20 protein-coding genes are annotated in these 22237 nt (G+C 38.0%); 12 read left to right on the top strand and 8 right to left on the bottom strand.

Annotated features, from left to right (window positions below; translation table 11 throughout):
* From R3X28_RS11170 to R3X28_RS11140, 7 genes are all read left to right on the top strand, one after another.
* Positions 1-1938: beta strand repeat-containing protein (locus R3X28_RS11170; protein WP_411556606.1), on the top strand; the 1938-nt coding region annotated here is incomplete at its 5' end.
* Between the two features lie 25 nt (positions 1939-1963).
* Positions 1964-3976 (top strand): Ig-like domain-containing protein, encoded by a 2013-nt coding sequence (locus tag R3X28_RS11165; RefSeq protein ID WP_317664325.1) that lies wholly within the window; start codon positions 1964-1966, stop codon positions 3974-3976.
* Between the two features lie 38 nt (positions 3977-4014).
* The gene (locus R3X28_RS11160) at positions 4015-4935 is read left to right on the top strand and encodes a type IX secretion system membrane protein PorP/SprF (protein WP_154368625.1); all 921 of its coding nucleotides are present in this window, start codon (positions 4015-4017) and stop codon (positions 4933-4935) included.
* 82 nt (positions 4936-5017) lie between these two features.
* Positions 5018-5554 (top strand): isopentenyl-diphosphate Delta-isomerase, encoded by a 537-nt coding sequence (gene idi / locus R3X28_RS11155; protein ID WP_154368578.1) that lies wholly within the window; start codon positions 5018-5020, stop codon positions 5552-5554.
* A complete protein-coding gene (locus R3X28_RS11150) occupies positions 5544-5954 on the top strand; it encodes a 6-pyruvoyl trahydropterin synthase family protein (RefSeq protein WP_317664324.1) in 411 nt (136 codons plus the stop codon). Before idi ends, R3X28_RS11150 begins: the two co-directional genes overlap by 11 nt.
* Positions 5955-5990: 36 nt before the next feature.
* On the top strand, positions 5991-6959 hold the full coding sequence (locus R3X28_RS11145; RefSeq protein ID WP_282056115.1) for a type I phosphomannose isomerase catalytic subunit: 969 nt from the start codon (positions 5991-5993) through the stop codon (positions 6957-6959).
* Positions 6960-7028: 69 nt separating this feature from the next.
* Entirely contained in the window at positions 7029-7298 is a 270-nt protein-coding gene (locus R3X28_RS11140) for a hypothetical protein (RefSeq protein ID WP_154368572.1), read from the top strand.
* A 56-nt stretch (positions 7299-7354) separates the two neighbouring features.
* Here R3X28_RS11140 and R3X28_RS11135 read toward each other — a convergent pair whose 3' ends face one another.
* From R3X28_RS11135 to R3X28_RS11115, 5 genes are all read right to left on the bottom strand, one after another.
* Entirely contained in the window at positions 7355-8062 is a 708-nt protein-coding gene (locus tag R3X28_RS11135) for a DUF4369 domain-containing protein (RefSeq protein WP_282056117.1), read from the bottom strand.
* Positions 8063-8211: 149 nt separating this feature from the next.
* Positions 8212-9474 carry a DUF819 domain-containing protein gene (locus R3X28_RS11130; protein ID WP_154368569.1) on the bottom strand — a complete coding sequence of 421 codons (1263 nt, stop codon included), beginning with the start codon at positions 9472-9474 and terminating at the stop codon, positions 8212-8214.
* A gap of 31 nt (positions 9475-9505) precedes the next feature.
* Positions 9506-10309: an HAD family hydrolase gene (locus R3X28_RS11125; protein WP_317664321.1), complete on the bottom strand. Its 804-nt coding sequence runs from the start codon at positions 10307-10309 to the stop codon at positions 9506-9508.
* Position 10310: 1 nt separating this feature from the next.
* The gene (locus tag R3X28_RS11120; RefSeq protein WP_317664320.1) at positions 10311-12515 is read right to left on the bottom strand and encodes a DUF5916 domain-containing protein; all 2205 of its coding nucleotides are present in this window, start codon (positions 12513-12515) and stop codon (positions 10311-10313) included.
* 206 nt (positions 12516-12721) lie between these two features.
* The gene (locus R3X28_RS11115) at positions 12722-14965 is read right to left on the bottom strand and encodes a transglycosylase domain-containing protein (RefSeq protein ID WP_317664318.1); all 2244 of its coding nucleotides are present in this window, start codon (positions 14963-14965) and stop codon (positions 12722-12724) included.
* 104 nt (positions 14966-15069) lie between these two features.
* Between R3X28_RS11115 and R3X28_RS11110 the strand changes: the two genes are divergently transcribed.
* Positions 15070-15843 (top strand): S1/P1 nuclease, encoded by a 774-nt coding sequence (locus tag R3X28_RS11110; protein WP_317664316.1) that lies wholly within the window; start codon positions 15070-15072, stop codon positions 15841-15843.
* 223 nt (positions 15844-16066) lie between these two features.
* On the opposite strand, the gene R3X28_RS11105 is transcribed toward R3X28_RS11110, so the two are convergent.
* Together R3X28_RS11105 and R3X28_RS11100 are read right to left on the bottom strand one after the other, a co-directional pair.
* Positions 16067-16645 (bottom strand): alpha-ketoglutarate-dependent dioxygenase AlkB family protein, encoded by a 579-nt coding sequence (locus tag R3X28_RS11105; RefSeq protein ID WP_317664314.1) that lies wholly within the window; start codon positions 16643-16645, stop codon positions 16067-16069.
* A gap of 13 nt (positions 16646-16658) precedes the next feature.
* Complete coding sequence (locus R3X28_RS11100; protein WP_154368557.1) at positions 16659-17531, bottom strand: AraC family transcriptional regulator; 873 nt, start codon at positions 17529-17531, stop codon at positions 16659-16661.
* Between the two features lie 246 nt (positions 17532-17777).
* On the opposite strand from R3X28_RS11100, the gene R3X28_RS11095 reads away from it, so the two are divergent.
* The 4 genes from R3X28_RS11095 (at position 17778) to R3X28_RS11080 (ending at position 21825) form a co-directional block, all read left to right on the top strand.
* The gene (locus R3X28_RS11095; protein WP_154368555.1) at positions 17778-18365 is read left to right on the top strand and encodes a T9SS type A sorting domain-containing protein; all 588 of its coding nucleotides are present in this window, start codon (positions 17778-17780) and stop codon (positions 18363-18365) included.
* A 486-nt stretch (positions 18366-18851) separates the two neighbouring features.
* Positions 18852-19439 carry a T9SS type A sorting domain-containing protein gene (locus tag R3X28_RS11090; protein WP_317664311.1) on the top strand — a complete coding sequence of 196 codons (588 nt, stop codon included), beginning with the start codon at positions 18852-18854 and terminating at the stop codon, positions 19437-19439.
* Positions 19440-19945: 506 nt separating this feature from the next.
* Positions 19946-20533 carry a T9SS type A sorting domain-containing protein gene (locus R3X28_RS11085; RefSeq protein WP_317664309.1) on the top strand — a complete coding sequence of 196 codons (588 nt, stop codon included), beginning with the start codon at positions 19946-19948 and terminating at the stop codon, positions 20531-20533.
* Between the two features lie 704 nt (positions 20534-21237).
* A complete protein-coding gene (locus tag R3X28_RS11080) occupies positions 21238-21825 on the top strand; it encodes a T9SS type A sorting domain-containing protein (protein WP_282056124.1) in 588 nt (195 codons plus the stop codon).
* Between the two features lie 56 nt (positions 21826-21881).
* Here R3X28_RS11080 and R3X28_RS11075 read toward each other — a convergent pair whose 3' ends face one another.
* Complete coding sequence (locus R3X28_RS11075; RefSeq protein ID WP_317664307.1) at positions 21882-22235, bottom strand: MauE/DoxX family redox-associated membrane protein; 354 nt, start codon at positions 22233-22235, stop codon at positions 21882-21884.
* Positions 22236-22237: the final 2 nt, after the last annotated feature.

Here is a 22237-nt window from a genome sequence, read left to right as displayed (position 1 = left end):
ACGAACAATGCTCTTAGTGTAAGTGGTAGCGGTCTTTATGCTACTGATACAGATGATCAGGATGCAGGTGAAGTGGCTTTCGATGATAGTACGGCATCACTTGGTGCAACCGATGTACAGGGGGCAATCGAAGCTCTTGCAAGTGCAACCGATAATGATACACAGTATACGGCAGGCACAGGCTTGGTTTTAACCGGGACGGTGTTCAGTGCGGACGCAAGTTTGGCTACGGATGCAGAAGTAGCGGCCAATGAATTAACAACGAGTGTTGTTGCAGGTTCGGATATTACTGTAAGTGCGTCAACTTCAGGAAACAATACGGCGTACACGGTTAGCAATGCTTCTCCAGACCAAACGGTAAGTATCGTTGATGGTGGTAATGGTAATGTAACGGTAGGCGGGACCTATCCAAACTTTACCATCGATGTGCCGGATGCAACGGTTGATACGGATGAACAGGATTTACAAAACTTTCAGGTAAATGGTTCAAATTTAGAAATAAGTATAGAGAATGGTAATACCGTAAGTGTTCCATTGTCGGATATCACTGCAGGTGTTGATACCGATACCCAGTATACGGCAGGGAACGGATTGAATTTAAATGGGAGCAATGTGTTCACGGCGGTAGTGGACCCGGCAACGAACAATGCTCTTAGTGTAAGTGGTAGTGGTCTTCTTGCAACTGATGATCAGAATGCGGGCGAGGTTACTTTCGATGATAGCACGGCAACTCTTGGTGCAACCGATGTACAGGGGGCAATCGAAGCTCTGGCAAGTGCAACCGATAATGATACACAGTATACGGCAGGCACAGGCTTGGTTTTAACCGGGACGGTGTTCAGTGCGGAAATCAGCACAACGGCTGGCAATGCCCTTAGTGTAGATGCGAACGGTCTATATGTTTCCGATGTTGACAATGTTGACGATGCAGATTCATTGATCGGTAATGAAACGGTCACATCCATGACCTATAATTCAGGGGTTATTACTTTGAATGAAGGGGGGAACACACCTAAAACAGTTGATATTAGTGGGGTAAATACCGATAATCAATATCCTGACAAATTCAATTTAAACGGTACAACTTTAGAATTGTCCATTTCAAATGATGGACTTTCAGATAGAACAATCAATCTTGATGGCACATTCGCAACAGATGCAGAACTTACGGCATCCGATAATGCCGATGCGGATAAAGTAATTGGTAACGAATTGGTAACCAATCTTGCTTTTGATGGTTCGGTATTAACCTTGAATGAACAAAACAATACTCCAAAAACAGTAAACATAAGTAGTGTAAATACTGATAACCAAAAAGTTGACGTGTTTTCACTAGTCGGCAATACACTGAGTCTTTCATTGGAAAGGGACGGGGAAGCGGAAAAAACAATTGATCTTAGTTCTTTGTCCGACCATGATTGGTATGAGGTTGGTGGGACTTCCGCTCCTGATGCTATAACCGATGATATTTTTACTCAAGGTGATGTAGGTATTGGTACAAGTTCTCCAGATGCAAAATTGGATGTTGAGAATGGTACAGTACGTTTTTCTGATTATGGATCCAATGCTGTTACAGGTTCAGGTACTTCATTAATGGCTGTTGAGGCCGACGGTGATTTGGTTGAAGTAAATACATTGAAATCCTCCAGGGTTTTCTATCCCCCTTCCATTGCCGTTGATGCATCTACAAATGGTACGTTCTCAATTGATCTACATGCGCAGTATATTGCACAGTTTGGCTCACCTGTAGTAAGTAGTGGAGGATCAATACCAACTTATTCTGCAACAGAATTGGACTATCATGTAACGTATGCCGATCCTACGGTATTCAATACAAGTACGATGAATATTTCTCCCGCTGGAGTATTGACATATACGATCATAGGACAACCTGCAGATTACAATTCATTGATCAATGTAGTATTTGTTGTTAAGTAATACAGAACCATTAGCCCAAATCAGTTTGAAACTAACACCTACATATAAAAAGCTTCTCCTCAGTATTGTATTTACATTACTGGGGATTACTGTATCAAACGCCCAGTTTTTATTACAGGCTCCGAATGATTCTGATCAACATAATTACCGTTGGTTTGAAGCCTCTGATACAGCAACTGTCTTGGGGACGAATTCTTATTATGAGGTAACCCAACCTGGCATCTATTTCGCAACCTATGATGGTACTTTATGTGGTTCCAATGCTTCCGGCTATTTTATTGTAACCAATTGCAGTTCACCGGATAATGAGGTTACCTTGGATATTTCTTCCAATGTGGATTTGTCTTCTGGGGCAACAGTTAGCTGGAGTCCGGCTGTTTCTGGTGACCAGACAAGTCCAATGGTAGTGTCCTCACTTACAGTTCAGCGTTATACGGCGACAGTTACAAAGGCCGGGAATAGTTTTGAACTACCCAACTTCACGGTCGTCTGTATCGATCAGGCAGCAAACTTGGTAGATGATATCGTATCTACCGATGAAGACCAACCTCTAGTTGTTGATATATTTGATAACGATTCCGATTTGCCAACAACGGGAACCTTGACGACGACCGACCCATTGAACGGGGAGGTGACAATCAATGAAAATGGAACCCCTAACGATCCATCGGATGATATAGTCACCTATACTCCCAATGCCGATTATAATGGTCCAGATACATTTGATTACACTGTTTGTAACCAATCCGGTGATTGTAGTACTGCGACCGTAACTATAGATGTATTACCAATTATCGACGCTATAGATGATGCAGTGGCCACAGAAACTGAAACTACTATAGATATTCCTGTTTTGGACAATGATAATGACATTCCGACTATAGGAACATTTTCTAATATAAATGCTACGAACGGGGTTGTTATACATAGTGATAATGGTACGCCGAACGATCCTTCGGATGATACGATAAACTATACGCCAGACAATGGTTTTACCGGTAATGACTCTTTTACCTATACCATATGTGATGGGGCTTCAAATTGCAGTACGGCAACCGTTACGGTTGTTGTTTCCAATGCTGTTGACCTGGATTCGGACAATGATGGTATCTTGGATAGCTTTGAGGATCTTGATATGGATGGGGATGGGGACCCATCTACCAACCCAACGGATAGTGATGGTGACGGATTTGCCGATTATTTGGATATCGACAGTGATGATGATGGTATTCCCGATAATGTTGAAGCACAGACAACCGAAGGTTATATATTACCAAGTCTGATAGATGCGAATTCCAATGGGCTTGATGATGCCTATGAAGATGGTGTTTTAGGGTTGTTCCCTGTGGATACCGATGGAGACAGTATGCCGGATTATTTGGATGACGATAGTGATAATGACAATATACCGGATGCTATTGAGGGGCATGATTATGACCATGATGGTTTGGCCGATGTCATCTGGATAGGTTCCGATAAGGATAATGACGGATTGGATGACGCTTATGAAGGAGATGCTACAATTGACATAGATGTTAATGATAAGTATAATGATCCATATATGGACCTTCCGAATACAGATGGCGATAATGAATCTGATTATAGGGATATTGATGATGACAATGATTCAATATTGACTATTGATGAAGACTTGAACGGTGATGGGGATTATTCCAATGATGACAATGATGCCAATGGTATACCTGATTACCTTGAGCCAAACACTCCAGAAGAGGAAGTAGAGGTCTTTAATGTTGTAACTCCGAATGGAGATGGTGTACATGATGTATTGGTAATCGGAGGATTGGAGAATTATCCGAACAACACACTAAGAATCTATAATAGATGGGGTGTGCTGGTTTATACGACCAAGGCGTACAATACAAACGGTAATGTTTTTGATGGCACCTCGGAAGGAAGGGTTACCGTTGAGAAAGATAATAAGTTGCCTGTAGGTACCTACTTCTATATTCTTGATTATGAAGATATAACCGGTAAGACCGTAACGCTTTCAGGATACATTTATATTAACAGATAATGATTATGGCGAATACTTTGAAACATATTTCAATAGTAATGCGAATACTGACTTTTATTGGTGTTGCGGTGTTGTTCTTCTTAAATGAGGTACAGGCCCAGCAAGATGCCCAATATACCCAGTATATGTACAATACAGTGAGTGTTAATCCGGCATATTCAGGTTCTAGGGGGCACGTGAGCATTGCTGCTTTGCACAGGTCGCAATGGGTAGGCCTTGATGGAGCGCCGAAAACCCAGACATTGAATATACATTCCCCAGTTGGCTATAAAGGGTTAGGTTTGGGATTGTCGATAGTGAATGACGAGATAGGTCCTACTTCAGAAACATATTTGGACGTAGATTTTTCATATACCCTAAAGACTTCGGAAGAGGGTAAACTAAGTTTTGGGTTAAAGGCCAGTGGACATTTATTGGATATAAGGTATTCAGAACTCAACCAATATGCACCGGATCAAACCTTACAGCAAGATATAGATAATAAGTTTTCCCCAAATTTCGGGGCTGGTGTATATTACCATACAGATAGGTTCTATGCGGGTTTATCAGTGCCTAGGTTTTTACAGACCACCCATTTTGAGGAATCATCCTTGTCGACCGCCAAAGAACAAATGAACTATTATCTTATTACCGGTTATGTTTTCGATTTGAACCCCAATCTAAAGTTTAAACCGACCATACTCTCCAAATTGGTGCAAGGGGCACCGTTACAGGTGGATCTATCAGCGAATTTTATGCTCAACGATAAATTTATACTTGGTGGTGCTTACCGTTGGGATGCCGCCTTCAGTGGAATGTTCGGTTTTAATGTGAGCGAATCCCTTTTAATAGGATTGGCCTATGATCGCGAAACGACCGAATTGGGTAATGCAGCTTTTAACGATGGGTCTTTTGAAATCATATTCAGATATGATTTTATTAGTACCAAAGGTTTCGTAAAGTCACCCAGGTTTTTCTAAATTATTTACTACTCTTTCTTATATCCGTATTTTTTATAGTTGGCTTAACTTAAAAGTTAGGTAAAGGTCTTATTTTTACAGAATGAAGGAAGAAGAAGTCATTCTTGTAAATACCAACGATGAACAAATCGGAACCATGCCCAAAATGGAAGCCCACGAAAAGGCCATGCTGCACAGGGCATTCTCGGTTTTTATCATGAACGATAAAGGGGAAACCATGCTTCAGCAAAGAGCGGCACACAAATACCATTCACCCTTACTTTGGACCAATACATGTTGCAGCCACCAGAGGGTTGGCGAAACCAATATTGAGGCAGGTAAAAGAAGACTGCAAGAAGAAATGGGTTTTACGGCTGAATTAAGGGAATTGTTTTCTTTCATATATAAGGCTCCTTTTGATAACGGACTTACAGAGCACGAGTTGGATCATGTAATGATGGGTTCATATAACGGGAATCCTGAAATAAATCCTGAGGAAGTGGCAGATTTCAAATGGATGATGCCAAGTGACATTCAAAAAGATATCGCCGAACATCCAGAACGGTATACCGTTTGGTTCAAGATTATTTTTGAAAAATTCTTTGACCATTTAATGCATAATACGAATCATGAAAGTTAAAGTAAGCAGAAAGGCACATTTTAATGCAGCGCACCGTTTATTTAGGCCAGAATGGGACGATGAGAAGAATACTGAGGTTTTCGGTAAGTGCAACAACCCCAATTATCACGGACATAATTATGACATGGTGGTCAGCGTCTATGGCGAAATTGATGAAGAGACCGGTTTTGTCATGGATATGAAGATTTTGAAAGCCTTGATAAAGGATAAGATAGAAGATGTATTGGACCATAAGAACCTAAATGTTGAAGTGCCCGAATTCAAGCACCTGAATCCGACAGCGGAGAATATTGCGGTATTTATATGGAATAAACTCAGGCCACATATAAAGGCTTCCAAAGACTTGGAAGTGGTGTTGTACGAAACACCAAGGAATTTTGTGACCTACTCTGGCGAATGATCAATGATTGAACGAATTTTATAAATAATAAACTTTATGAACTTATATCCATTTAAATTTCAACCGATATTAAAAGAACGTCTTTGGGGCGGTACCAAGTTAAAAGAGGTTTTGGGAAAACCTATCGAAAGTGATATTACCGGTGAAAGTTGGGAGTTATCTGCCGTAGAAGGCGATATCTCCACTGTGGCGAATGGACCATTGGCCGGGACCACGCTTCAACAAATTATTGATCAGCAACCAGAAGGGTTATTGGGTAAAGATGTTTTTGATCGTTTCGGGAAGGATTTTCCGATACTGATAAAATTTATCGATGCCAAACAAGATCTTTCCATACAATTGCACCCCAATGATGAATTGGCGAAAAAAAGGCATAATTCTTTCGGAAAGACCGAAATGTGGTACGTTATGGACGCTGACCCAGGGGCAAATCTTATTGTCGGGTTTAATAAAAACGTAACCAAGGAAGAATATTCCGAAAGTTTGGAAAACGACACCTTGCTAGATTTGTTGAACTACGAAGAGGTAAAGGAAGGGGATACTTTTTTTATCAATACGGGAAAAATACACGCTATCGGAGCAGGTGTACTATTGGCTGAAATACAGCAAACTTCAGATATTACCTATCGCGTTTTTGACTTCAATAGAAAAGATAAAAACGGTAACCTTAGGGAATTACATACCGATTTGGCTTTGGATGCCATGGATTATGATAAAAAGGATGATTTTAAGGTAGTTTACGATCAGAAGTCCGACACGGTTAATTCCATGGTAGATTGCCCTTACTTTAAGACCAATTTTTTACAGCTTGACAATAATTTAAGTTTAGATGTTAAAGCAAGGTCATCGTTCACGATATTAATGTGTGTCGGTGGTTCCGCAGAGATCGTTACCAATGCGGGTACCGTGGCCATACAAAAGGGGGAGACAGTTTTGCTTCCTGCCGATTCTGAAAGTATTACGATAGAAACCAGTGGGGTTAAGTTGCTAGAAGTCACGGTTTAAGCGAAATAAGTTTGATTACTTAAAGGAGTAGAATCTAAAAACAGTATTTTTGCAAAAAAATAAATAGAAATGGCAAGTATTAGAGATTTAAAGAAAGATATAAATTTTGTTTTAGGGGATATTATCGAAGCGGTATATATTGTTGAAACCGCTAATGGGAAAAATGACTCTAAAGAAGGAAGTAAGATTATCGACAGTGCTATTGAAACTTTTGACGTTTTGATAGGGAAGGTGAATGAGAAAAATGTTGAAAATAGAAAAGCACATTTAAAAAGTGTTCGTAAAGAGTTGGAAGAAAAAGCCACTGCTTTGGTAGAACAATTGAACAAGTTGCAATAAACAACACAAGTTTAAATCGTATAAAAAAACATCCCGCCTTGGCGGGATGTTTTTTTTTATTGGTTCTTTTTCCTCTGGTCCAGAAAATTCCGGAGAGCTTTACCATATTTAGAAGCTGCCACTTCAGGGGACAATGAATTGTTGATAGAGTCTAGATACTTCAGATTGGCATCGGATACCTCTGTTAAAGCAATATAGGGGGCTATGTACGAGTCTTTGTTGTTCATGGCAAAATTCAAAGCGAACGCATACCCTTTTTGTATATTCTTTTCGGATAGTTTTTGAATGGAATCCAATTGGGCGGAATCCAGTGGTACTTCACTATTGGCGGTTTCCTGTACTATTTCCAGGCTTCTCTTATTGAATCGGGTCATGATCTTACGATATTCCTCAAGTTTCAAATTTGTGGCGGAGCCTTCTATTTTTGCATTGGTATCAAAGGTGTTCCAACTTGTATTTATGGTAATGTTGCCCGGTTCACCAAAAAAGCTGATCCTATCATTAACATCGTTGTAGTCCTTTTTGTTCAAGTATAGATAGAAGATTTCAGGACTTTCCAATTCTGTTTTGAAAGAAAAACTACCGTCACCGTTCACTTCCAAGGAATCTATGGTAACTAATGTAGAATCGGGTACATGCTGTAAATACAAAGTGCCTTTCTTTAGTCCTTTTACATTTCCGGTCAAAAACATGGTTTTGGTCGTATCCTCCTTGCAAGAAGTCATAAAAATGGCAATTAAGCCAAAAAATAGAAATTTTTTCATTTGAATCTAGTTACTCGGCTGTTGGTTCGCCAAATTTAATATGATTATATATGGGGCAAATATCAATAAAATAATTGATTTTAAAGATCATCTTTTGGAGGCAATTTTATTGAAATCTACCATTTGATCAAGGTGTGTTCGGATATGGGCTAAACATTCGCGGCAATTTCCATCAGGAGTCCACAAATATAAGCACCCGCCGTACCGACCACATATCCCAAAACCGCTAAAAGTATTCCCACCGATGTTAAGGATGGATGGAATTCCGCAGCTACGATCGGGGCAGAAGCCGCTCCGCCTACATTGGCCTGGCTCCCAACTGCTAAAAAGAAGAAAGGTGCTTTTATTAATTTGGCGACTAAAATAAGTAGGCCGGCATGTATCGATATCCAAATAATACCAACCGCTATAAGGCCGGGATTTTCCAAGAACCTCCCAAGGTCCATTTTCATACCAATGGTCGCTACCAGAATATAGATGAAAACTCCACCGATTTTACTTGCCCCTGCACCTTCATAATTTTTGGCCTTTGTAAAGGAAAGTAGAATACCTGCGGTGGTCGCAAAAACTACCATCCATAAAAACTTGGAACCTAAAGAAGAAAGTGCTTTTTCCTTGTTTCTTATGACTTCAAAGGTGTTCTCTAAAAACAAGGCAAAATGTTCAGCTAAAAAATGGGATATACCTACTGCGAAAAATGCAAGGCATAACATCATTATATAATCATGCAAGGAGGTAACCCTGGTTATTTTTTCGGTATGTGCCGAAACCTTGGCCTTTAAGGTTTCGATAGATGAATTATCGGCTTTTAACCATTTATCGATTTTGTCCGATTTTCCTATGCCGAGCAGTATAATGGCCATCCAAATATTGGCAACAACGATATCGATAAGTACCATATCACCGAATTTCTTTGGATTGAACTGGAAAACCTCTAACATGGCAGCTTGGTTGGCACCTCCCCCGATCCAACTGCCTGCAATTGTGGTCAACCCTCGCCAAACCGCATCAAAACCTACGCCACCTACGGTTTCAGGAGAAAAAATAGAAACTATTAAAATAGCTATTGGTCCACCGATTACAATACCGACCGTACCGGTCAAAAACATGATAAGCGCTTTGGATCCTAAATTCATAATGGCCTTTAAGTCAATACTCAAGGTCATAAGAACCAAGGCTGCAGGCAATAAATAGCGACTGGCAATGTAATATAGGTTAGAATGTTCTTCGGAGATGATACCCGTACTTGTAAGTATTGCCGGAAGCATATAACACATTAAAAGTGTCGGGATAACCTTGTAGAATTTTTTCCAGAATCCTTTTTTTATCGATGAGGTGTAGAATACAAAACCCAAACAAAGGCTTAATAATCCAAAAATAATAGTGTCTTCAGATAGTGGGAGTTGGTGCATTTTTGGTGGTATAAGTTGGTTTCAAATATAGTTAAATCTTAAAATGTTGGTTTAGAAAACTTGCTACGCCGTCCTGCGTATTGCACAATGTGGTGTGGTCGGCAATATTTTTCACTTCATCACGGGCATTGCCCATAGCTACGCCACAATTTACCTGTTGAAGCATTTCTGCATCATTATAATTGTCCCCAAAAGCGATAATATCGTTTAGGCTATGCGTGTCTTTGATCAATAGCTCTATGGCCGAAAGTTTTGATACGGATTTTGGGCTTACTTCTATTAATGTATCGTTAGAGCGATAAATGTTCAATTTATTGGAGTATAAGGACAAAAGTTTCGGTTGTATGCGTTCAATTGTTTCAAAGGTACCCATAAGCATTATTTTATGTGCACCGACTTTTCGATTTTTCCAATCTTTGATCGTCTCTGAATTTTTTTGATAAACGGGATCTGTCTTGGTATTGTTGATCTCTTTGTTGACTCGTTCCGAATTTTCTTCAACAAACCATTCATCCTTATAATACAGGCCTAATTTAATGCTGTGTTCTTTTGTTAGTTCATACAATGATTCAAGGGTCTCGGCTTCAATAATGGCAGAGTGAATATCTTCTTCGCCATCGATTACCAACGCTCCATTGTAACAAATGATAGGTTCATGGGCAATACCAAGGTCTTTTTGTATATATCGCATTGATTTTGGCATTCTGGCCGAAACTAGGATAATCTTGGTTGTTGGTCTAATTCGGTTGATTTCTGATATGGTAAATGGGGATACGTCACTTTTTGTGGATAGCAGGGTGCCATCCAAATCGGAACATAGTATTTTGTGGTTCATTCTAAATATTTAGCCAGTATGTAAACTTCAGGTTTATAGATCGCATTCTGGGTGCAAAGGTATTGACAAAATAATTGTCATTATACACCAAATACAAATCTGACAAGGGAGCAAACCTCCATTGCAACCTAGAGTTCAGTCCTAAATTATCCTGTTGGGTGCTATATTGAACTAAGGTGGACCAAAAAAGTGATTTGTTGAAGGTGACGTCTATTTTTGGACTTAATAGCCATAAATCGGCGCTGGCATAGGGTTCGGGCAGTTCTATCCTATTATAGTCAACCAACATAGAAATGAATACTTTGGGTTGAAAACGGTACGTCATACTCCCTTGAACCGAATATCGTTTGCCATTGAAAAAACTTCCTAAAGTCGTTTCCAGTTCATAAGAAAAAAGTTTTCGCCGATCAGAGGAATATTCCAATTGTACATTGTTGTAGTGGTAGCCCACGTTCTCTGGCAATGCCACGGCATCATCCAATCCTGTTGGCTCAAACTCATCGGTCAAGAAAGTATATTTATTGTTTAAACTGATACTAATGTTCGAAAAATCTACGAATTTGGCTTCCCATTCACCCCGAAAGGTATAATCTGTATTTTGTAAATCCATACTCGGACTCCAAATAAAAATGGGAAAAGCCTTAAAACTATGGGTGTTGATAAAACCTTTTTTTGGCCAAAACACCTTTTCTATACCTACATAGCCCTTTAAAATATCAGTTCTACGGATATAACCTAGATCAGACCTAAAATCTTCACCTACGTATACCAATTTTGAAAAAGTGTTATAGTATCTTGAGTTGTAATCGAGCTTTATTCCTGCAGAGGCATCTTTATCCCCACTGTTATGCGCAAAGGATTTATGAACAAAAAATTTCCCGTTCCATCTATTTCCCTTGGATATAAGATCATAATCGATACCTAAAACGCGGTTGTATCTATCTTCATCTTCCTGAAAGTCGTAATCTTTGAAGGTTTGCCGGTTAATAAAGAACATACTGATATTGGAACGGCCGAATACACGTTGCTGAAGGGCGAACATCATATTATTGTTAGAGGCGATAAGGTTCTCTTCATCGGCCTGGGTCTGTATATCGAGAAAGCCAAGGCGTAAACTTTTGTTCAGTTTGCCGCTTAATCTTATTCCTCCGAGAATTTTGTTTTCTATGGAATTGTCCGCAGTATCGGTGGCAATACCGATTCTTCGTGAAAAAAACGGATTTCCATCGCGGTCATCGCCGTAACTTGAGAATAGATCACTGTTATCAATGAAGAACTGCCTTTTTTCCGGGAGCGAAATTTCGAACCGCGTAAGATTGGTTACTTGGTCATCAACTTCTACCTGTGAAAAATCAGGATTCACGGTGATATCCAAATTCATGCTATTGCCAATAGCAAATTTGGCGTCACCGCCTATTTTGATATTGTTGGTTTTTTCTTCGTTCTCATAATCATTTTGTGAGATGGTATTAACAAATGGGATGATGGCAATAGGACTCCTTGATTTTCCCAATGGCCTTTCAAAAATCATGTCACCCATGAAGGTAAGGCCATAAATATTCTGGTTTTGGGGAATATTCATCCAAGTACTGTTCTCATTCGATTGGGTATCGAAACGATAGCTATTGAAACGCCATTTTGTCTCTCCTTCCCTAAACTTAAAGGCCGTAAGGGGAATAATGAGTTCGGAAGTATAGTGGTCTTCATAAATTTTTGAATCCCCTTTCCATTTGGTATCCCACGAAATGGTAAATCCGCTTAGGTCATTGCCCCCACCTGATACTAATCCTTCCCGGCGAACCCCAAAAGGGTTTATGCCGAATAAAAAGGCATTGTTACCATCGTTGAACGTGTCGAAAAGTAGCGTAATATTATCACTGTTCCCAGCCCTGAAATCCCTTTTAAGGGATTGTACTTTGTAATCTTTTCCTAAAGTATAAACAGTAATACCTATATAAAGGAATTCATCGTCAACAAGCATTTTGATATCGGTCTGTTTGGTCGCTTGAATAGAGTCCGATGGAAAATATTGCCAGAATTCCTTTGCACTATCTGCTTTATGCCAAACAGCCTCGTCCAGGGCTCCATCGGGATTAATGGTCTCTAAGTTTGAAATGGCATTTACCGTGAAACTCTTCTGGTGAATTTGGGCAATGATGAATAAGGGAGAAAAAATAAGTGCTAGAACACTGACGTATTTTAACATGGAGAGTTGGTTTAGCTGGCTTGGTCCTCAAATTTAGGATATTATAATGGTAAAGTAATGTCAAATAGCTATAGATTGACGATTATTTTTACGGCAATAAAAATATAAGTGTTAAAATACGATAAAAACAATTCGTGTTTTATTGTTTTATTAAAAATACTGGATTGTAATTTGGAGGGAAGCTTTCTGCCGTGTGGTGTTATACCTTATTGCCTGAACTTTTTAACTTTCTTTTTATTGGGATTCTTGAAAAGGCGTTTAAAAAAACCATCCCGTTTTATGGGTTCGCAATCCAATAGGTCCAGTACTGAACTGTCGGTTTTCTTGAATCTGGCTTTGGTAATCGAGTTGTAATTGGAATTGCCATTCAATTTTTGATACCAAAGCGCGAATAAGGGAAGGGCGGCATTTGCCCCTTGTCCAAGACTTGTGTTCTTAAATCCTATTTCATGGTTGTCTAGGCCCACCCAACTTACATGTACCAGTTTTGGTGTTATGGCCACGAACCACGCATCCTTATTGTTTTGGGTCGTGCCGGTTTTTCCGGCTATATCGTTTTTCAGCTTATACGTTGAACGTATTCGGGATGCCGTTCCTTGATCAATAGTAGATTTCATCATTTCCAGCATTATATCCCCTGTTTTATTCGAAAAGGCGCTTTTATTCGTCTTTTTGGGTCTAAAATGAGATAAAATTGAATCATTTTGGTTGGTTATGGTTTCGATAATGTAGGGTGCTACGGCGACCCCGTCATTTACATAACTCGTGTAGGCCTGGGCTAATTCGGTAACATAAAGTTCCCCAGTACCTAATGCTAAGGAGGGTTGGTGGGGCAGTTCTGAACGTATCCCCATTTTTTTGGCCTGTTCAATAACTTTGTCTATGCCGGATTTTTCCAAAACCTTTACGGCCACTGTATTTACTGAATTGCTTAAGGCCATTTCCATGGTATAGTTGAGGTAAGCTTCATCTTTTTTTCCTGAGTTGCTTGGTGACCAACCTTTTAGATTTTCATAGGCGACCTCTTGCGCAGAAAAATAGGTACAAGGGGAAAGTCCCGTTTCTAGTGCTGCGGTATACACGATGGGTTTGAAAGTTGAACCGACCTGCCGTTTACTTTGGGCTATATGGTCGTATTTAAAATGTTTGTAATTGATACCGCCGATCCATGTTTTTACGGCACCAGTACTGGGGTCGACCGCTAAAGAACCTATGTTGAGAAATCTCATATAATGTTGTACGCTGTCTATGGTGCTGGCATTTACAGGTTTTTCCCCAGACCAATCACCCAAAGTCATTAATCTCTTTTTTTTGAGTGAATCCATTATTCTAGGTTCGGACCATCCAAGTGTTTTTAATTTTTGATAGGCTGGTGTTCTTTTTACCATTTTATTGATAAGAGCATTATTCTTTATCCAAGGAGCATTATTGCCATAACTCTGCTCAAACTTTTTTTGAAGCGAGGCCATGTGTATTGTCATGGTTTCTTCTGCCAATGCTTGCATTTCGGAATCCAAGGTGGTGTATATTTTCAAACCTGAGGTATACAGATTATAATCCGCACCACTTTCATTTTGTTGTTTACACCAATCCCTGACCTTTTTTCGTACTTCTTCCCTGAAGTATGGGGCCAAACCCATATCATGATCAAATTCCCGATAATTTAGTTTCAACGGTAGATCAATAAGGCTATCTTTTTCAATTGTATCAATAAAACCGTTGTTCGCCATTGCGACCAATACCAGATTTCTTCTCGCGAAGCTTTTTTTAGGGAATAACCTAGGGTTATAACTATAAGTGGCTTTTAGCATGCCTATAAGGGTCGCAGCCTCTTCAACAGTAAGTTCACCAGTAGGTTTGTTGAAGAATTTTAGTGCGGCACTTTCAATACCATAGGTGTTGCCCCCAAACGAGACGGTGTTTAAATAATGTGTAAGTATTTCATCTTTGGTAAAAAGTTTTTCCAACCTTTTGGCGATGATCATTTCCTTTATCTTGTCGACTATAAGGGTAGTTTTATTTCGCTCTTTTCTGGGGTATAGGTTTTTTGCCAATTGTTGTGTCAATGTACTTCCTCCCCCAGATGATCTGTTTTGCAAGGCTATCGTTTTTACCGCTACACGGATCAGGCTTCTGTAATCAATGCCAGAATGTTCATAAAAACGTTCATCTTCAATAGCGGTCAAAGCATTTTTAACATGCTCGGGAATGTTCTCAAATAGAATGGGTTGCTGGTCGTTCAAATAGAATTTGCCGATCAAAACACTATCGGCCGAATAAACTTCGGAAGCTCTACTGTAATGAAATGTGGAAAGTTCCTTATCACTTGGTATTTCTCCCCAAAGTCCTAAGCGGACACTTAATATGAAAGTGAAAATTAATAGTGCTACCGCAAGTAATGATCTTAGCAGAAGCTTGGGAAGAACATGTTTTCTTTTTCTTGAAACCAAATCATAGAATTTAAAGTACGCAATATCAAACTAAAAATTTAAAATGGACCAAGAGTTAACATTAGATTAAAAAGCTTTTTCTAATTTTGAAACAAATAAAGAACATGAAAAAAATTGTCGTCCTCTTCTTATTGATCGGACAAATTGCCTTAGGAAACTCACCATATTGGTCCAAAACGGGGCATAGGGTAATCGGGGATATTGCACAAGAGCAACTTTCAGGAAAAGCAAAGCGTGCTATATATAAATTGTTGGATGGGCAAAGTCTGGCATCAATTTCAAATTTTGCCGATGAAATAAAGGCCGACAGAAAATATAAGGAATTCAGTGCGTGGCATTATGTGAACATTCCTCCTGGTAAGGATTATAAAGATATTGAACCTAGTAAATACGGGGATTTGGTTGTGGGTGTTCAAAAATGTCTTGAGATTATTCAAAACGAAGATAACCCCAAGGAAGATCGGGTGTTTTATCTTAAAATGTTGGTTCATTTAATCGGTGATCTGCATCAACCTATGCATGTAGGTAGGGTTGAGGACAAAGGAGGTAACGATATTCAATTGCAATGGTTTGGTAGGGGAACAAACCTTCATAGAGTGTGGGATTCCAATATGATCGATGATTATGGCATGAGTTTTACTGAACTTGCGCATTCGTTTCCAAAGTTGGATAAAAAGGAAATCAAGAACATACAACAAGGTACTATTTTGGATTGGGTAAAAGAATCCCAACTAATCGCCGATAAATTATATGATTCAGTAGAAGTAGGGGAGAAGCTTTCTTATCGCTACAGTTATATGTGGTGGGGTACGGTTGAGACTCAACTACAAAAAGGAGGATTGCGTTTGGCCAGTGTGCTGAACAACCTTTTTAAATGAATTTTTTATTGAAGTACGGGCATTAAAGTCGATAACTCTTTGGTTCACTGAACCTTAAAAGTGGAATTTTGTCGAAAAATTACAACTTGGCATACCATTTGAAGTTATATTAGTGTAGTTGCGCATGAGGACATTAGTGCAGTGACCCGTTCGCTAAAGGCAGTGCTTAACTTGGAATAAAGGGTATAAAAAAAACCGGTACGGATGACGTAACCGGTTTTTTTTATTTCAATACCCTAAAAGTAAGGTTTATACGTTCCCCAATCTGTTTTGCCGTTTTCGGTAATTGATGGTGCCATTGATGTTGTGTCTCTCCCTTCATCAGCAATAGGCTACCATGTTCCAATAACAATTTGTATCTAAGTTCTTTATGTTTTTTATGTCGTAAATGAAAAAACCGATTTTCACCCAAACTTATAGAGGCTATGACAGGCTTATCACCAAGCTCTTTTTCATCATCGGAATGCCAACCGTTGCTATCTTTCCCATTTCTGTAGAGGTTTAAAAGACAGGCATTGAAATCAATTTGGGTTTTATTTTCAATCAGGGCCTTGATTTTCATCAATTCTTGTGAAAAGGGTCTAGGTTGCATGGTAATATTGGCATACGAATACGTCTTATCCTTATTGCCATAGAATGCCGTTAACCTTGGTTGCGGGTAAATTTTCCCGAATACTTTGATATCGTCTTGTTGCCAAGGAACGGTATTCTTGAATATATTAAAAAACGCTGTAGCCGTGGCCGCACCTAAAAATCCGGGATAGTACACTATATCACTATCGATTAAATTTAACGACTGCATATATAGGATAATGCTATTGAAGAACTGTTTTCAGTTGGTTCCTATATGCCGATGGGTTCTGACCTGTAAATGCTTTGAACGATTTGTTGAAATGTGAAAAATTATTGAATCCACATTCAAAACATACCTCTGTTATACTCAATGGTTGTTCTGCCAACAATTTGGATGCATGTACCAAGCGATACTCGTTAACGAATTGAACGAAGGTCTTATTGGTAATCTTTTTAAAATACCTACAAAACGAAGGTATGGTCATACTAACCATATCCGAAATCTCTTGTAAGGTTATTTCGTCTTTAAAATTGTTCTTAACGTAATTGAATACAATATTGATACGGTCATTATCTTTCGTATCTGCTTCCAAGGAATAGCCATGAGCGTTTAATATCCTGAATTCCTCTGTTGTTCCCAAGCCATGTAAAATATCCAAAATGGAGAGTAAACGCTCAAAATTGGATAAATGCTCAAGAGCCTCCATTTTCTTTCCTAAGCGCTGTTTGGTCTCTCCGAAGAAAACAATACCGCCCTTGGCCATTTCAAAAAGGTTTTGGATTTTAACCATTTCCGGAATATTGAAAAAATTCTCACCCAGAAAATCCATTTTCATCTGGATTACCGTTTCACTTCTATTACCTGTTAATTCATCAGTAAATCCGCAATGGGGTAAATTACTGGGAACAAGGATAAGGGTACCGTTAGTATAATAGGATAAGTTGCTACCAATTTGCCTTTTGCCGGCCCCTCCATTGACGTATACAAGTTCAATCTCGGGATGATAGTGCCACTTATTCACTTTATTGTTCGTATTGGCATCGAATTTTTGGTACATGAAAGAATGTCCAAAATTGGGTTCAATGGCTTCGAAAGTAGGTTTCTGTTTTAGCATAATATTTCTTTTCCAATAGCAAAGTTAGTAAGGGTATTTAGAACCAAACTCTGCAAAATTATCTCAATAGTATGCAAAATTACCACTTAACAATTAATTAACCTAAATATATGGTAAAATAACATATAAACTTGCAAATCATGATGTTGTAAGAGGGGTAGACTGGATGTATGTTTGTATCGTAATTATTTGTTAAGCGAAAAAAGAAAAAGAAAATTGATCATTAACCTAAAAAAACAAAATGTTATGAAAGCAGTTAAAAAAATTACACTTGGAGCGACCTTTTTATTAATGACCGCCTTTGGTATGGCAAACGAAATGGATTTAAGGATTATCTCTGATAAGGAGAGTAAGACCTTATTGTTCAACTACGATAATTCAACAACCGATGCAGAGCTAAGGTTCGTGGATAGTGAAGGAAATGTCATTTTCACCGAAAGTCTTGAAGACAATGCTGAATATTCGAAAAAATTCAATTTAAGTACTCTAAAATCCGGTATTTACTTTTTAGAAGTGGAAGATGCCATTAAGGAAACCGCGTTTACGATTACTATTGAAGATTCGAACGTTGCGATCAAAGGTAAGTCTGAAAAGAACAAGCCAGTGTTCAGGACCAAAAATGAGATGGTTTACCTTAACCTATTGAACTTGGATAAAGAAGTTGTTGCTATTACGGTTTATGATGGAGAAGAAAGAACCGTTGCTAATGAATTGTTCGAAAATGAAACGGTAATAGAGAAAGCTTTCAATTTCACAAAAGCCCATAAGGGTCATTATACCATCAAGGTGAAGAAAGGCAGTGAATCTTATTTTGAATCAATTACAATTGATTAATTACGTTAGTTTTAATTTTATTCTAGAAGAGGGCTTTATAGCCCTCTTTTTTGTTTTTAGGTCAATTTATGATCCTGTCACTAAAAGATAGCTAATAAGCCGATATTCATATTCATGAGTGCTCATAGGATTGGGGCTACACCGGTTGTTATGCATTTAAATCGGCAGCAAACTTTATTACATAATGAAGGTTCCCGGTAAAGGTCTTGTGATAAAAAAAATAATAAGGAAAATTATCCTGAGGCCTGTTTTAAAAAGGATACTAAAGGGTACATAAATAGTCTATCTCCACTAAATTATCTCGAATATACACTAAATTACCCAATGATTTAATATTAGCCTATTGTCGTGTTAAAATTGTATAGAAAATGGGAAATCTTGATGTAGTCAGGGATTTAAAACCGACGTAAGTTTGCCATGTAATTCGATAGTAAAAAAGAAATAAAAGAAAATTAATTATAGGTAAACCCTCCAAATTAAAAAGTTATGAAAAGAATCATGAAAATCACCTTAAGTATCACCTTCCTATTAATAAGTGCATTAGGAATGGCCAATGAGATGGACTTAAGAATCATCTCCGAAAAAGAAAGCAAGACCTTATTGTTCAAATATGATAACTCAACTACGGATGCAGAACTTAGGTTCATTGATGTTGAAGGAAATGTCATCTTTACCGAGAGTCTTGAGGATAATGCGGAATACACCAAAAAATTCAATTTAAGTACTCTTGCATCAGGTATCTACTTCTTACAAGTCGAAGATGCGATTAAAGAAACAGCATTTACGATCACTGTTGATGATACGAACGTAGCGATAAGAAATAAATCTGAAAAGAATAAACCGGTATTCAGGGAAAAAGACGGTATGGTTTTTCTTAACCTTTTGAACTTGGACAAGGAAGAAGTTGCCATAACCATTTATGATGGTGATAATAGAACTGTTTCCAAAGAAATAGTAGAGAACCGAACAATCGTAGAAAAGGCATTCAACTTCACCAATGCCCATAAGGGACATTATACCATTAAAGTTAAGAAGGGAAATGCAACCTATTACGAAAGTATTGCAATTGATTAATTAAGTTAGTTTTAATTTTATTCTAGGAGAGAAGAGGGCGGTGGCCCTCTTTTTTTATGGTTTATACTTTTTACAGAGCAAGAAGAATATTATAGCAAGTATGTCATTTGGGAATATTCAATAAGGCTTGGCAACATATTCATGATGTTACGTTTTTTATCAAGCAAACGAAGATGTCCAAAAATTAGGTTCGTGCTCATCAAAGGAAAGTTCCAATGCGTATTCCAATATTTCAAAAAAGACATATGATAATGGCATTTCATTCACTTTTTCAATCGTATGTTTTAAGTAGAAAAACGACGTAACGTTACTAAATTGTCTTAATTATACTCTAAATTATCCCTTAACATTAAGTTAACCTATAAGGTTGGTAAAATAGCATATAAATTAGAAAATCTTGATGTAGTAGGGGAGGTAAAGCGGGCGTAAATTTGTCCTGTAATTAAGATGTAAAAATAAAAGAAAAAGAAAATTAATTATAGGTTAATCCTCAAAGTCAAAAAGTTATGAAAAGATTCATGAAAATCTCCCTAAGTTTCGCCTTCCTATTTGTTAGTGCATTAGGTATGGCCAACGAAATGGATTTAAGAATAAGCACAGATAAAGAAAGTAAGACATTATTGTTTAAATACGACAACTCAACTACAGATGCAGAATTAAGGTTTGTAGATGGGGAAGGAAATGTAATCTTTACCGAGAGCCTGGAAGATAATGCAGAATACAGCAAAAAATTCAACCTAAGTACTCTTAAGGCCGGTATTTATTTCTTGGAAGTGGAAGATGCTGTTAAAGAAACGGCCTATACTATTTCAATAGGGGATACCAATGTAGCCATTGAAAACAGGTTAGAGAAGAACAAACCTGTCTTCAGTGAGAAAGAAGGGATGGTTTACTTGAACCTGTTGAACTTGAACAAGGAAGAAGTTGTAATTACCGTCTATGATGATAGTGAAAGAACTGTTGCCAATGAAATAATGGAGAACCAAGCCATCGTAGAAAAAGCTTTTAACTTCAAAAACGCCCATAAGGGACAATATATTATCAAAGTAAAGAAAGGTAGCGATACTTTTTACAACAGTATTAAGATTGATTAAGTTAGTTTTAATTTTATTCTAGGAGAGAAGAGGACTTAGCGGTCCTCTTTTTTTATGTCCAAAATTCAAATTTGAGATTGGGAATATATCTAATTTCCAAGAGTGAAATAAGGATGTGCCCTTTACTTATATCCTCCGGTTATATCCCCCATTACATTGCCATTCTTTATAAATGATCCGTTTAGCAATGATCGCGACTATAGATTACTTTAGACCATTAGGAACAGGTAGCTAAGTAATCCACCCAAGAAATGATTACTAAATCTTAGGAGCAACGAAAAGCATTCGCTTGTATTCATTATAGAATTCCATGTAGTAATCTTTATCCTTGTAAATATTCGACTTCTATAGGCAACTGCATAATAAAAACTTGATTTTTCATGTTGCATTAATATATCTTTCCTAGGGGCATATCCTGGTAAAATATGTACTATCAAATTCTCTTTTATAATTAGCGTGACCTGATTCCATATTTGATAGCGTCCATTCTATAATCAAAACATCGAAATCCACTAAATTGCCTGAATTATACTCTATATTATCCCTTAACATTATGTTAATCTATCAGGTTGGTAAAATAACATATAAATTGGGAAATCTTGATGTAGTGGAAGGTGCTATGTCGTCGTAAGTTTGTCATGTAATTAAAAAGTAAAAAAGAAAAAGAAAATTAATTATAGGTTAACCCTTTAAATCAAAAAGTTATGAAAAGAATCATGAAAATTACACTAAGTATCGCCTTCCTATTTATAAGTGCATTAGGTATGGCCAACGAAATGGATTTAAGAATAAGTTCAGATAAAGAAAGTAAGACGTTATTGTTCAAATACGACAACTCTACTACCGGTGCTGAACTAAGGTTCGTAGATGGTGAAGGTAACATAATCTTTACCGAGAGTCTTGAAGATAATGCTGAATACACTAAAAAGTTCAACTTAAGTAGCCTTGAGTCCGGCGTTTATTTCTTGGAAGTTGAAGATGCGATTAAAGAAACAGCATTCACTATCTCTATTGAAGATACAGATGTTGCAATCAAAAACAGGGCTGAGAAAAACAAACCAGTATTTGTTGAGAAAGAAGGGATGGTTTATCTTAATCTTCTGAACTTGAGTAAAGAAGATGTCGCGATTACCGTTTATGATGGTAATGAAAGAACTGTTGCCAAGGAGATATTGGAGAACCAAGCGATCGTAGAAAAGGCTTTTAACTTCAAAAATGCCCATAAGGGACAATATATTATCAAAGTAAAGAAAGGTAGCGATACTTTTTACAACAGTATTAAGATTGATTAAGTTAGTTTTAATTTTATTCTAGGAGAGAAGAGGACTTAACGGTCCTCTTTTTTTATTTATAAATACGAATATGCCCAATATATGAGTACGAATTGAATGGGTATTCTTAAAATCAATATCCATCGTGGTATACCAGCGCCGGCTTTTTCATTACTGAGCATATAAAAATGGACCAAGAGAAAAACCGTGAGCATTGCAATAATCAAGTATACGGAATACACCTTTGAAAAAGAAAAACAAAGTCCTAGGCCTACAAGTATCTCGACCAGACCGCTGAGTGCAACCATTAATTTTGGCGAAGGTATATATCTGGGCAAAATGCGAAGGTAGATTTTAGGCCTGGCAAAATGCATGATGCCAGCAGTGATGAACATAACGGCCATGATATAAAGATGCCAAGGGGCTTCCATAG

Source organism: Maribacter sp. TH_r10, from assembly GCF_033101095.1.
Classification (GTDB): Bacteria; Bacteroidota; Bacteroidia; order Flavobacteriales; family Flavobacteriaceae; genus Maribacter_A; species Maribacter_A luteus.
The sequence above is the reverse complement of the archived record's forward strand: the minus strand, read 5'-3'. Positions and strand labels throughout refer to the sequence as shown.